Source organism: Streptomyces sp. CAI-85 (assembly GCF_013363615.1).
Taxonomy (GTDB): domain Bacteria; phylum Actinomycetota; class Actinomycetes; order Streptomycetales; family Streptomycetaceae; genus Streptomyces; species Streptomyces antibioticus_B.
The window spans coordinates 227082-240270 of record NZ_JAANNX010000001.1; the positions used below are offsets into that span (position 1 = coordinate 227082).

The 13189-nt window shown below is 71.9% G+C and carries 8 protein-coding genes and 1 pseudogene; 7 read left to right on the top strand and 2 right to left on the bottom strand.

The window, feature by feature from the left end; all coding sequences use genetic code 11:
- Positions 1-83 precede the first annotated feature (83 nt).
- The 3 genes from G6W55_RS00930 to G6W55_RS00940 are packed head-to-tail and all read left to right on the top strand — an operon-like array spanning position 84 to position 8262.
- Entirely contained in the window at positions 84-5597 is a 5514-nt protein-coding gene (locus G6W55_RS00930) for a glutamate synthase-related protein (protein WP_175518778.1), read from the top strand.
- 5 nt (positions 5598-5602) lie between these two features.
- Positions 5603-7351 (top strand): sulfite reductase subunit alpha, encoded by a 1749-nt coding sequence (locus G6W55_RS00935; RefSeq protein ID WP_175519151.1) that lies wholly within the window; start codon positions 5603-5605, stop codon positions 7349-7351.
- 2 nt (positions 7352-7353) lie between these two features.
- Entirely contained in the window at positions 7354-8262 is a 909-nt protein-coding gene (locus G6W55_RS00940; RefSeq protein WP_175518779.1) for a hypothetical protein, read from the top strand.
- Between the two features lie 67 nt (positions 8263-8329).
- On the opposite strand, the gene G6W55_RS00945 is transcribed toward G6W55_RS00940, so the two are convergent.
- A complete protein-coding gene (locus G6W55_RS00945) occupies positions 8330-8500 on the bottom strand; it encodes a DUF5670 family protein (RefSeq protein WP_078636460.1) in 171 nt (56 codons plus the stop codon).
- A gap of 110 nt (positions 8501-8610) precedes the next feature.
- Here G6W55_RS00945 and G6W55_RS00950 point away from each other — a divergent pair.
- Positions 8611-8943 (top strand): annotated as a pseudogene (locus G6W55_RS00950) (VWA domain-containing protein); the annotation flags it as partial.
- A gap of 1 nt (position 8944) precedes the next feature.
- Here G6W55_RS00950 and G6W55_RS00955 read toward each other — a convergent pair.
- Positions 8945-9820, bottom strand: coding sequence for a GntR family transcriptional regulator (locus G6W55_RS00955; protein ID WP_175518780.1), 876 nt, complete (start codon positions 9818-9820; stop codon positions 8945-8947).
- Between the two features lie 241 nt (positions 9821-10061).
- On the opposite strand from G6W55_RS00955, the gene G6W55_RS00960 reads away from it, so the two are divergent.
- The 3 genes from G6W55_RS00960 to G6W55_RS00970 are packed head-to-tail and all read left to right on the top strand — an operon-like array spanning position 10062 to position 13173.
- Positions 10062-11315, top strand: coding sequence for an extracellular solute-binding protein (locus tag G6W55_RS00960; protein WP_175518781.1), 1254 nt, complete (start codon positions 10062-10064; stop codon positions 11313-11315).
- Between the two features lie 38 nt (positions 11316-11353).
- The gene (locus tag G6W55_RS00965; RefSeq protein ID WP_175518782.1) at positions 11354-12337 is read left to right on the top strand and encodes a carbohydrate ABC transporter permease; all 984 of its coding nucleotides are present in this window, start codon (positions 11354-11356) and stop codon (positions 12335-12337) included.
- Positions 12334-13173 carry a carbohydrate ABC transporter permease gene (locus tag G6W55_RS00970; protein WP_175518783.1) on the top strand — a complete coding sequence of 280 codons (840 nt, stop codon included), beginning with the start codon at positions 12334-12336 and terminating at the stop codon, positions 13171-13173. The genes G6W55_RS00965 and G6W55_RS00970 overlap by 4 nt, the downstream gene beginning before the upstream one ends.
- Positions 13174-13189: the final 16 nt, after the last annotated feature.

The window sequence follows — 13189 nt, forward strand, 5'->3', positions numbered from 1 at the left end:
CCGTCGCACGGTCCGCCCGCGGCGAGCGCTTCACCGACGCAGCCTGGCCGTTCCGCTGCCGGAACCCGCTCTCAGGACCGCTCTTGAATCACTCGACCTCGGGTCTGTACGACCCTGCCCGCGACCACAGTGACTGCGGCGTCGGTTTCCTCACCCGTCTCGACGGGACGCCGAGCCATGACGTCATCCTCAAGGGCGACGAAGCGCTCCGCGCCATCCCGCACCGTGGCGGCAGTTCGGCCGAGGGTGTCGGCGACGGCGCGGGTGTGAGCGTCGACCTGTCGGTGGAGTTCTTCGGCGCGCTCACCGGACAGGCCCTGCGCGCCGGGCACTTCGGCGTCGCCAACTGCTTCGTGCCGGCCGACGCGGACCGTCGCGAGGCCGCGGTGGACCTCGTGGGCCGCGGCATCGCCGCGCAGGGCTTCGAGGTGCTGCTCGTCCGTGACGTGCCGGTGGACCACAGCGTCGCCCGTCCCGCCGCCGAGCAGTACCAACTGCCCATCGTGCAGTGGGTGTTCCGCGCGCCCGAGCAGTGGGAGCGGGCCGAGGTCGACGCCGCCGCGCACCGCGCGCTGCTCGCGGTCGAGGCCGTCGCCTACGCCGACGACACCTGCGCCGGGCTGTATCCGCTGTCGCTGAGCGCGCGCACCCAGGTGCTCAAGGGGCGGCTCAACTCCGGTGAGGTCATCGGGTACTTCACCGATCTGTGCGACCCGCGGCACTCCGTGCGCTCGCTGTACTTCCACACCCGGTTCTCCACCAACACCGAGCCGCACCCCACCATGGCGCAGCCGTTCCGCCTCATGGCGCACAACGGCGAGCTGAACACCGACCGCAAGAACCGGCTCTCCGACGAGGCGCTCGCGCGGGCCCGCACCCGCAGCATCGTGCGCCCGCCGGGGCAGTCCGACTCCAGCCGGCTCGACCAGACCTTGCAGAGCCGGGTGTTCGACGACGGTCTCGACCTCGTCGAGGCGGTCGTGTCGCTGATGCCGCCCGCCTGGGAGAACGACGGCACCCTGCCCGACGCCGTCCGCGACATGCTGGAGTACTTCTCGCTGTACGAGGAGAAGAACGACGGTCCGGCGGCCGTGATCTTCAGCGACGGCGACGTGGTCGGCGCCCGGCTCGACCGGCTCGGCCTGCGCCCGCTGCGCACCGTCGAGACCGCCGAGTACCTGATGGTGGCGTCGGAGGCCGGGCAGGTCGCGTTCCCCGACGACGAGGTGGTCCACCGGGGCCGTATCGAGGCCGGCGGCATGCTCGTCATGGACCACCGCACCGGCCGCCGGATGCGCACCCGCGAGGTGCTCGACGCCCTCGCCGCGCGCCGCCCGTACAGCGAGCTGCTCGACGCGGCCCGGGTGAACCTCGACGACCTGCCGGCGCCCGACTACTACCGGGGCACGACGACGCTCGGCTACGACGGCGATCTGAGCCTCGCGGGCCGGTACGTGGCGTACTCGCTGAACCAGGAGAGCTTCCGGTTCATGCTCGACCCGATGCTCGCCACCGGGTCGGAGCGGATCTCCGCGATGGGGTACGGCAACGCCATCAACGCGCTCAGCGACACCGAGGGCGGTATGGCGAAGTACTTCTCGCAGCGCTTCGCCCAGGTCACCAACCCGCCGCTGGACAGCATCCGCGAGGCCGACGGCATGAGCATGCGCGTCGCGCTCGGCCCCAAGCCGGACGGCACCGGCAACACCAACGGCCGTCAGCTCGTGGTGAGTTCGCCCGTGCTCGGGCATCTCGACATGGTGCGGCTGCGTGACCAGCGGATCGTGCCGCTGGAGCGGTTCGCCATGCTCTACACCCCGGTGTCCGGGGACGAGACGGCCAACGCCGACGCGCTCCGCACCGCGCTGGGCCAACTCTGCGACGACGTGGAGCGGTTCGCGGCCGGCGGGGGCGGGATCGCGCTCCTCACCGACCGGGCGATCTCCTCGACGCGCGCCCCGCTGCCGGTGATCCTGGCCGTCGCCGCCGTCAACCAGCGGCTGATCGAGACCGGGCTGCGGCTGCGGGTCTCGATCGTCGCCGAGAGCGGCCAGCTCGCCTCGTCGCACCATGTGGCGACCGCGCTCGGCTTCGGCGCCTCGGCCGTCTACAGCCTCAGCGCACGGCTGCGCGCCGAGGAGAAGTACCCGAGCGCCGCGGCGCCCGCCGGTGAGATCACCGAGACCGACCGGGCCCTCGCCAAGTTCCGCAAGGCGGCGGAGAAGTCGCTCGCCAAGACCATGGGCCGGGTCGGACTGTGCACCGCCGAGAGCTACATCGGCGGCGAGTTCTTCGAGCCCAACTACCTCGACACCCGCGACGACGTGTTCGCGCGGACCTTCCCGCACATGGAGGCCCCGGTCGGCGGGGTCGGCTTCGCCCGGATCGCGCAGGCCGCGACCGACTGGCACGAGCGGGCCCGCGCCGTGGAGACCGAGCAGCAGATCCCGCTGCTGGGCCTGTTCAAGGAGCGGTCGGACGGCGCCGGACACTCCTTCGGCGTCACCGCCGTGCGCGGCTTCGGCGGAATGACCGAGGAGCGGCCGGAGTTCGGGCGTCCCGGCGACCCGGAGGCCCTGCGCCTGCTCACCCTCGGCCAGCTCGACGACGCGTTCGGCATCACCGACGCCGCGTACCGCAACACCGGGTACGACGCGCTGAGCGACGCCGAGATCGACGCGTTCCGGATCACCCCCGGGTACCGCGCCTTCCTGCGCACGACGCACGAGGAGCGCTCGCGCCGCCCGGCCGCGCTGCGGGACGTGCTCGCGCTGCCCGCGGACGTCACCGGGCTGCGCACGGCGGAGGACTTCGCCCGCGAGCTGGGCCGGTTCTCCACGACCGGCAACGCCAGCGTCACGGCCCGCGGGGTCACCGTCTCCGCCCTCGACGGGACGGCCGTACGGCTGAGCCTGACCGTGCCGGGGCCCGACGGCGCCGATCGTCATGCCGCGCTGGCCGCGGGGCTCGCCCTCGCGCACCCCGGCGAGGTCGAGACGGTGGACGTGCGGGCCGACCGCGTGGACGTCACCGCCGTCGGTACGGCCGCCCGGCTGCTCGCGCTGCTGGACGGCGCCCCGGACAGCGTCCCGCTCGACGAGGTGCAGCCCGCGCACGAGATCACCCGGTCGCTGGCCTCCGGCGCGATGAGCCACGGCGCGCTGGTGGCGACCGCGCACGAGGCCGTCGCGCACGGCACCAACATGGTCGGCGGCATGTCGAACAGCGGCGAGGGCGGCGAGCACCACTCCCGCTACGGCACCATCCGCGGCTCGCGCATCAAGCAGTTCGCGTCCGGCCGGTTCGGCATCTGGGCGGGCTATCTCGCCGACCCGATGCTCCAGGAGCTGGAGATCAAGATCGGTCAGGGCGCGAAGCCGGGCGAGGGCGGCCAGTTGCCCGCGCCGAAGGTCACCGTCGACATCGCGGCCGCGCGCGGCGGCACCCCGGGCGTCGAGCTGATCTCGCCGCCGCCGCACCACGACACCTACTCGATCGAGGACCTCGCGCAGCTCATCCACGACTGCAAGGCCGCCCGCGTCCGGGTCGTCGTCAAGCTGGTGTCCTCGGAGGGCATCGGCACCATCGCGGTCGGCGTCGCCAAGGCCGGCGCGGACGTCATCAACGTGGCCGGGAACACCGGCGGTACGGGTGCCGCGGCCGTCACCAGCCTGAAGTACGCGGGGCGTTCGGCGGAGATCGGGGTCGCCGAGGTGCATCAGGCGCTCGTCGCCAACGGGCTGCGGCAGAAGGTCGTGCTGCGCTGTTCCGGCGCGCACCAGACCGGCGGCGACGTCGTCACCTCGGCCCTTCTCGGCGGCGACAGCTTCGAGTTCGGCACCACGGCGCTGATGATGCTCGGCTGTGTCATGGCGAAGAACTGCAACGTGAAGTGCCCGGCCGGACTCACCACGAACGCCGAGGCGTTCGAGGGCGACCCGCGCGCGCTGGCGCAGTACCTCCTCAACATCGCGCACGACGTCCGGCAGATCCTCGCCCGGCTCGGACTGCGCTCGCTGCGCGAGGCCCGCGGCCGCACCGACCTGCTCCAGCTCCTCGACCACCCGGCGAGCGTCGGCCGGCTCGACGTGCGCCGGCTGCTGGCGCGCGTCCCCGAGAAGACCGTGGCGGACCCGGAGTACCTGGAGAAGGACTTCACCACCGACGACGCGCTCATCGAGCGGGTCCGGGCCGCGCTCGTGGACCGGCGCGAACCGTCCGTGCTCGTGGACGGCATCCGGCTGCGCAACAGCGACAAGTCGGTGGGCGGCCAGCTCGGCATCGACGTCGAGCGGCTCCTCAACCACGAGTTCGACGGCGACGTGCCCGCCGTCGTCGCCGACGACCGCGGCCGCCGCCGGCTGGTCGACGGCGCCGTCCGGATCCGCACCAGCGGCTCGGCCGGACAGTCGTACGGCGTCTTCTGCAACGACGGCATCACCCTGGAGCACACCGGCACCGCGAACGACGGCGTCGGCAAGAGCCAGAGCGGCGGCCGGATCGTCGTCCGCGCCCCGGGCGGCGGCAGCGCCGAACGCGGCGGCAACGTGCTCGTCGGGAACTTCGCGCTGTTCGGCGCGACCGGCGGCCGGACCTTCGTCCAGGGCGAGGCCGGCGACCGGTTCGCCGTCCGCAACTCCGGCGCCACCGCCGTCGTCGAGGGCGTCGGCGACTTCGGCTGCGAGTACATGACCGGCGGCACCGTCCTCAACCTCGGCGGGTTCGGCAAGGGCCTCGGCAACGGCATGAGCGGCGGCTTCCTCTACCAGTACGACCCGGAGGGCGAGCTGGCCGGGCGGGTCAGCGCGGACTCGCTGCTGGTGTTCCCGGTGACCGACACCGGGCACGGCGCCTTCCACGAGCAGGCCGTACGCCTGCTGCTGGCCTGGCACGCCGAGGCGACCGGCTCGCCGCTCGCGGCCCGGCTGCTGGCGGACTGGGAGAACGAGCGGCGGCACGTGTACTGCGGGATGCCGCGGGCGCTGCTGCTGTCCCAGGACGCCGGTGAGATCCTCGCCGCCGCCACCCGCTCCGAACTCCTGGACGAGCTGGCGACCTCGATCGCCACGGACAAGCTGCGCGCGTTCAAGGTCGACTACCGCGACCGCCGTACCGTGCTCGGCGGCCGGGCCCCGGCCTTCGGCGACCAGGGCAGCGACGACATGTTCTCGCTGCTGTCGTCGTACGCGGTGCTCGGCGCGGCGCAGGACCTCGCGCTCCAGCGGGTGCCCGGGGCGAGCGGCCCGGACGATCCGCGGGTCGCCGAGGCCGTCCGCAACCTCGTCCTCACCGAGGACTTCTTCGTCAAGCAGCGCGTCGTGAAGTATCTGCGGGGCACGCTGGACCGCTTCGACGACGGCGAACTCGCCACGCTCATCGCGATCAAGCGGCTCGACGACTACAAGAGCGCGCTGCGGCAGCGCAACAACCTCAGCGTGGACGCCCCCGGCACCTACGGCTGGATCCTCCACCAGAACGCCAAGAACGCCGGCCGCGTGCGCGCCGCCCGGTTCGACGAGCTGCTCGCCACGGCGGCGCTCGACGACATCGCCGGACGCCGCGTCCCGCAGGCCCCGACCGAGACGGTGACCGCGTGAAGCTCATGCCCCCGAGCGGGACCCTCATCCCGGCCGACGCCCCGTTCTCCGCCGCGCAGGAAGCCTGGCTCGCCGGGTTCATCGCCGGTATCGCGGCCGCCGGCCGGCGCGACAGCGCGGCCGGTGACGCGCCCGCGGCCACCGTCGACGTCCTGTTCGGCACCCAGACCGGCAACGCCGAACTCCTCGCCGGTGAACTCGTCGCCGGGGCCCGCGCCCGCGGCCTCGGCGCCACCGCCCTCGCGCTCGACGCCGTCACGCCCGAGCGGCTCGCCGCGATGTCGCACGTCCTCGTCGTCACCTCGACCTACGGCGAGGGCGAGATGCCCGACAACGCCGGACTGTTCTGGGAGGCGCTCCAGGCCGACACGGCACCCCGCCTGGAGGGGCTGCGCTACTCGGTCCTCGGCCTCGGCGACCAGGGCTACGACGACTTCTGCCAGGCCGCGAAGCTGATCGACACCCGTCTGGAGCAGCTCGGGGCGACCCGGCTGCACGACCGGGTGGACTGCGACGTCGACTTCGAGGAGCCGGCCGGGGTGTGGTCGACGGCGGTCCTGGAGCTGATCGCGGCGGAGACGGGCGCGAGCGGCGGCGAGGGCCGCGCGGAGCCGGGCGCGGAGGCGCCCGCCCGGACGCGCTCGCCCTGGAACAAGCGCAACCCGTACCCCTCCCGGCTCGCGGTGAACCGGCTGCTGTCCTCGCCGGACAGCGCGAAGGAGATCCGCCACTTCGAGTTCGACCTCGGCGACAGCGGCATCACCTACACGGCGGGCGACGCGCTGGCCGTCGTCCCGGTGAACGACGACGCGCTCATCGGCACGCTCCTCGAACACCTCGGCGCGAGCGGCGACGAGGAGGTCGACGGGCGGCCGCTCGTCGAGGTGCTGCGCACCGGCCGCGAGATCCGCACCCCGTCGAAGGAGCTGATCGCCGACCTCGTCGAACGGGCGCCGTCCAGCGACCTCGCCTCGGTCGTCGCGCACGGCGACCGCGGCGACCTCGACTCCTGGCTGTGGGGGCGCGACGTCCTCGACCTGCTGCGGGACGCCGGGTCCGCCGCCCCGGGACTGGCCGAACTGCTGCCGCTGCTGCGGCCGTTGCAGGCCCGCCAGTACTCGATCTCGTCCAGCCCGCTCGCCCACCCGGACCGGATCCACCTCACCGTCGCCTCCGTGCGCTACGCGAACGCGCTCCGCCGGTACGAGGGGGTCGCCTCGACGTACCTCGCGGACCGCACCGCCGAGGGCACCACGGTCGGCGTCCACCTCCAGCCGAACGCCTCCTTCGGCGTCCCGGCGGACGACGACGCCCCGATCGTCATGATCGGCCCCGGCACGGGCATCGCGCCGTTCCGCGGCTTCCTGCACGAGCGGGCCGCGCGGGGCGCCTCGGGCCGCAACTGGCTCTTCTTCGGCGACCAGCACCGCGCCACGGACTTCGTGTACGAGGACGAGCTGACCGCGCTGCGCGAGCGCGGGGTGCTGACCGAACTCGACCTGGCGTTCTCCCGCGACCAGGCCGAGAAGATCTATGTGCAGACCCGGATGCGGGAACGCTCGCGCGAGCTGTACGCGTGGCTGGAGGACGGCGCGTACGTCTACGTGTGCGGCGACGCCTCCCGGATGGCGAAGGACGTCGAGGCCGCGCTGCTGGGCGTCATCGGCGAGCAGCGCGGACGCGGCGAGGACGACGCGGCGGAGTACCTGGCGGACCTGCGCCGGGCGAAGCGCTACGTACGGGACGTGTACTGAGGATGACGGACCATCACGCCGACCGCGGCTGCGTGTTCGAGGGCTGCTGCGGCCGGCGGAACAGCAGTGTGCGGCTGATCGACGCGCGGATGCCGGAGCTGGCCCGCTGTCTGACGCTGTTCCAGTACGTGCAGGCGGTCACCGGGGGGCCGGTCGCCCGGATCGACCAGGCCGGCAGTTACGCGGTCCCGAGCCTGCGCGGCGAGGCGTTCGCCGTGCGGCCGGGCTCGATCACGCTGCGGCTGGACGGCGACGGGATCGCGTCGGCGGTGGTCGCCCGGGACGACGGCACCGGCACGGTCGCCCTGCACCTCTTCGACGAGGACGGCCGCACCGCGCACCAGGGCCGGCTGCTGTCCGACGGCGACCGCCTGCTGGCGGGCCTGGCCCGCACGGTGGACGCGGGATCGCGGCTCGCCGACCCGTCCGCCGTGTGCGAGGTCCCGGCCTGGGAGAACGGCGACCAGCTCGCCCAGCTCGACGCGGTCCTCACGGACGGCGGGGCGGCGCGGCGCCGGGCGTTCGCGCGCTACGGCGCCGAGCACCGCCCGGTCGACGTGGAGGTCCTCCCCTCGGTCCTCGACCACGTGTGCTCCGTCGGACTCCCCGTCGGCGTCGCGGTGTTCGCCCCGGCGGCCGTGCAGGCGTGCGCCGGCCGGGTCCACGTCACCGACCGGACCGTGGGCGGGCGGGTGTTCGCGGCGATCGCCGACGCGTCGTTCGAGTTCGACCTCACCGCCGTCCACGCCTGCCACCTCGTCCGCTCCCCGGCGGCCCACGGACTGACCTCGGCCCTGGAACTGGACGACGCCGACGGCCACTGCGTCGCCATGATCACCCAATTCGGAATCGTCGGCGAGGACGTCCACGGCGCGTGGGAGGACCTGACGGCGTCGCTCCCGGACGCCTAATTCCCGTAAAACCGCCGAAGGGCCCTCTCCGCCTTCGCGGACAGGGCCCTTTCCGTTGGGGCGTCACTCACCAGCGGTACCAGCGACCCCTACGGCCACCGCTCCCGGCGGGCCGCACCACGAAGCCGAGCAGCCACAGCACCAGCACGATCACCGCGATCCACCACAACGCCTTGAGCGCGAACCCGGCACCGAAAAGGAGCAGAGCGAGAAGAAGAACTACCAGAAGGGGAACCATGTTTATCAACCTCCGCTCACTCAAGTGCCCCCCGAATTCTTCTTCACGCCTTCGAATTCGGCGGGTATGAATCTGCGGAATACGGGAACACGGTCGTGCCGACTTCACGAAACGCCAACCTGGACGACGACGGCGTCGTGCCCACCGTCTTCTTCGACACCGACGCTCATCCCGTCGTCGACATCGGGCTCGACGATCATGTGGGCCGGGTCGCCGCGATCCATGACGCGCTCGGGCACATGGGGACCACCGACTACGCGCGGAAGCTCGACGAACTGGCGGTGCCGCGCAGGCGGGTGGTCGACAACGCCGGGTTCTTCGCCGCCGGGAAGGACCCGAAGCGTATGTCCGACGCGGTCCTCTACGACCGGCTGATGGGCGAGTTCCCGGACTGGCTGGTCGCGGCGCGGGCGGCCGGGATTCTCGCAGTGGCCGGGGTGTGAGTCAGCGGGGCGGGTGGATGTCTCCCTGGGTGGTGAGGGCGACCGTGTCCTGGTGGGCGAAGGCGCCGGGCGGGATGCCCGGGAGGTGGCCGGCGGCCGGCTCGTGGGGGGCCTTGGGGCCCAGGGTGAGGCGGGAGACGATGCGGTAGCGGTCGCCGCGGTAGACCGAGTGGACGTACTCGACGGGCCGGCCGCCGGTGTCGCTGGTGAGGCGTTCGAAGAGGAGCGCGGGTGACAGGTGCGGCACCCCGAGGAGTTCGGCCTCCGCCTGGCTGACGACGGTGGGCTCGATCGTCTGCACGGCCTCGCTGACCTCGACACCGTGCCCGTCGCGCAGGTGGTCGTACAGGTCGCCCGTCTCCAACTCCCCCGCGGTCAGGGCGGGTACGAGGTCCGCGCGGATGTGGAGGTGCTCGATGGCCATGGGCTCGCCGTCCACGAGCCGCAGTCTGGCCGCGAAGACGACGGGCGTGGCCGGTGACAGCCGGAGCTTGCGGCCGACCCGGGCGCCGGCGGCGACGGTGGTGAACTCCAGCAGCCGGCTCGACCAGGCGCCCGAGGCCCGCGGAAGGGCCATGGCCCGCTGGTCGGAGACGAGTTCCTGGGTGATCTTCTCCGGCGCGACGAACATGCCCCGCCCGTGCTCGCGCACGAGCAGCCCGGCGGCCACGAGTTCGTCGACGGCCGCCCGCAGTGTCGGCCGGGAGACGTCGAGGGTCGCGCACAGGGACCGTTCGGAGGCGATGGCGTCGCCGGGGCGCAGCGACTCGATGAGTTCGAGGAGGTAGTCGCGGACGCGCTCCCGCTTGAGGACCGCCCCCGACGCACCGGAAGCCCCCGCCCCGCCCGCCTGCCTGTCACCCTGCCGCGCTGTCACCTGACCACCTTCTCACTGTTGACCACCCGCCGTCACTGGTCAGGTGCAGTGTAACCACTCCGGGAGGACAGCGAGACGATCTCTCGTCGCAAGTCTCCCCAAAACCCGTTCGTACACAAGGGGTTGACGCCCCTATTGGTCTATGCCACCTTCATCGACCAACAAGAGGTCACCTGTCCAGTTCGCCAACTGGTCAGGTGGTCCGGCGCCATTCTCCCAGGGGTGAACTGTGAAGCTCCGCATGCTTGCAGGTGTCTGTGCACTGGTCCTCGCCGGAGGCATCAGTGCCTGTGGCGGCTCCGGCTCGTCCGGCGACTCCGCCGACGGCACCACGACGATCGACGTCTGGCTGATGCGCGACAGCGTGTCGGCCGCGTTCCAGAAGGAGTTCGTCGCCGGCTTCGAGTCCGCGCACCCGGACATCAAGGTGAAGGTGCAGATCCAGGAGTGGGACGGCATCGGCGAGAAGGTCACCGCCGCCCTCGCCAGCAACGACGCCCCGGACGTCATCGAGACGGGCAACACCCAGGTGGCGCAGTTCGCGCAGAGCGGCGGACTGCTCGACCTCAGTGACAAGGTCGACGAACTCGGCGGCGAGGACTGGCTGCGCGGTCTGGCCGAGCCCGGCGCCTACGAGGGCAAGCAGTACGGCATCCCGTACTACGCCGCCAACCGCGTCGTGATCTACCGTACGGACCTGTTCGAGAAGGCGGGCGTCGATCCGGCCGCCGTCAAGACCCGCGACCAGTGGATCACCGCCACCGAGAAGCTCGACAAGGCCGGTACGCAGGGGATCTACCTGCCCGGACAGACCTGGTACGCGCTGGCCGGGTTCATCTGGGACGAGGGCGGCGACCTGGCCACCGAGTCCGGCGGCTCCTGGAAGGGCACCCTCGACACCCCCGAGGCCCTGCGCGGCATGGACTTCTACAAGGAACTCCAGGCGCTCGGCAAGGGCCCCCGCGACTCCGACGAGGCCGAGCCGCCGCAGGCCGAGGTCATGGCCCAGGGCAAGGTCGCCCAGATCATCTCCACGCCCGGCGGCGCCAACGTCGTCATCGAGAGCAACCCCGAACTCAAGGGCAAGCTCGGCTTCTTCCCGATCCCCGGGAAGACGGCGGACCAGCCCGGGTCGGTGTTCATCGGCGGCTCCGACCTGGTCATCCCGGCCGCCTCCGGCAAGCCGGACGCCGCGTTCACCTTCGTCAAGGAACTCACCGGCGACACCTGGCAGCGCAAGCTCGCCCAGGCGATGAGCTACGTCCCGAACAAGACGACCCTGGCCGACGCGGTCTCCTCCGACCCCGGCACCGCGGCGATGGCGGCGGGCGCGGCCGTCGGCCGGGCGACCCCCAACACCCCGGGCTGGGCCGCCGTCGAGGCGAAGAACCCGATCAAGGACTACATGACGGCCGTGCTCACCGGCGCCGACGCCCGCACCGAGGCGGCCAAGGCGTCCGAGTCGATCACCAGCGCCATGAAGTCGGGCTCCTGAAAAGGAAGTCGCGGCCCGACCCCGGAAGGAGAGACGTCGTGTCGACAGTGCGCGAACGCCCGGCGAAGCGGCTCCCGGCCGCCCGGCCGGTGCGGCGGCGGCCCGCCCAGCCGGCCCCCGGCGCCCCTCGCACCCCGGGCCGGGCGTGGCCGTATCTGCTGGTCGCCCCGACCGTGCTGGGGATGCTGTATCTGCTGGTGTATCCCCTCGCGCGCGCCGTGCTGATCTCGTTCCAGGACTTCCGGCTCCGCCAACTCATCCGGGGCGACGCCGAGTTCGTGGGCCTGCGGAACTACCGCACGCTGCTCGCGGACGCCCGCTTCTGGGAGGTCGTGCGCCGCACGTTCCTGTTCATGGCGGTCAACGTCGTCCTGATCATGGTGCTCGCCACCCTGGTCGCCCTGGTGATCGAGCGGCTGGGCCGGGTGGGCCGTACGGCGGTGCTCAGCGCGCTGGTGCTCGCCTGGGCCATGCCGGTGCTCGCCGCCACCACCGTGTTCCAGTGGCTGTTCCACTCGGAGTTCGGGATCGTCAACTGGACGCTGACCAGCCTGGGTTTCGAGTCGTTCGACCGTTATCCGTGGTTCGCGCACGGCCCGGCCGCCTTCACGATCCTCGTCGTCCTGATCGTCTGGCAGTCCGTGCCGTTCGCGGCCGTCACCCTGTACTCGGCGCTGACCACGGTGCCGACGGAGCTGTACGAGTCCGCCCGGCTCGACGGCGCCTCGGCCCCGCGCATCTTCCGCTCGGTGACCTTCCCGACGATCCGGCCGATCTTCATGCTGGTGTTCTCGCTGGAGGTGATCTGGACGTTCAAGGCGTTCGTGCAGATCTGGGTGATGACGAACGGCGGTCCGGGCGACGCCACCACCATCCTGCCGGTGTACGCCGTCCAGACCGCCCTGTCGAGCCAGCGCTACGACCTCGGCTCGGCGGCCTCGATGGTGACCGTCGCGCTGATGGCCGCCGTGCTCGTCCTGTACTTCCGCCAGATGTTCCGCCAGGAGGGCGAGGCCCTGTGAGGTCGGCACGCGTGCGTCTTCGACGCCTTCCCCTGCACATCGCGGCGGGGCTGACGATCGCCGTCTGTCTCTTCCCCGTCTACTGGATGGTCGCCACCGCGTTCAAGCCCAACCGGGACATCCAGTCCGACACGCCTCAACTGCTGCCGCAGACCTGGACGTTGGACCACTTCCGCACCGCGGTCCACGCCGACGGGTTCGGGCTGTTCTGGCGCAACAGCATCCTCGTCACCCTCGGCGCGGTCCTGCTCGCGCTGGTGGTGGCGCTCGGCGCCGCCTTCGCCGTCGCACGGATGCGGTGGCGCGGCCGGCGGCAGTTCGTCCTCATGGTGTTCATCGCGCAGATGGCGCCCTGGGAGGCCCTGATCATCCCGGTCTACATCATCTCCCGCGACACCGGCATGCTCGACCGGCTGCCGACGCTCACGCTGATCTACTTCATGATGACGCTGCCGTTCACCATCGTGGTGCTGCGCGGTTTCATCGCCGCCATCCCGCCCGAACTGGAGGAGGCGGCGCAGGTCGACGGCTGCACCCGGGGCGGCGCCTTCCGGCACATCGCGTTCCCGCTGCTCGCCCCCGGTCTGATGGCCACCTCGCTGTTCGGCTACATCACGGCCTGGAACGAGTTCACCTACGCCAACTTCCTGATCATCAAGCATCAGGACAGCCGCACGCTGCCGGTCTGGCTCTCCTCGTTCCAGAACGTCTTCGGCACCGACTGGGGCGCCACCATGGCCGCCTCCACCCTCTTCGCCCTGCCGGCCCTGGCCGTGTTCCTGCTGCTCCAGCGCCATGTGACCTCCGGCTTCGCCGCCGGTGCCGTCAAGGGCTGACCGACCGGCCCCGCAC

Bases quoted from the DNA above. Each gene is read 5' to 3' on its own strand.
- G6W55_RS00945 (WP_078636460.1), bottom strand. From the start codon at position 8,500: ATGGTTCCCCTTCTGGTAGTTCTTCTTCTCGCTCTGCTCCTTTTCGGT.
- G6W55_RS00940 (WP_175518779.1), top strand. From the start codon at position 7,354: ATGACGGACCATCACGCCGACCGCGGCTGCGTGTTCGAGGGCTGCTGC.
- G6W55_RS00960 (WP_175518781.1), top strand. From the start codon at position 10,062: ATGCTTGCAGGTGTCTGTGCACTGGTCCTCGCCGGAGGCATCAGTGCC.
- G6W55_RS00935 (WP_175519151.1), top strand. From the start codon at position 5,603: ATGCCCCCGAGCGGGACCCTCATCCCGGCCGACGCCCCGTTCTCCGCC.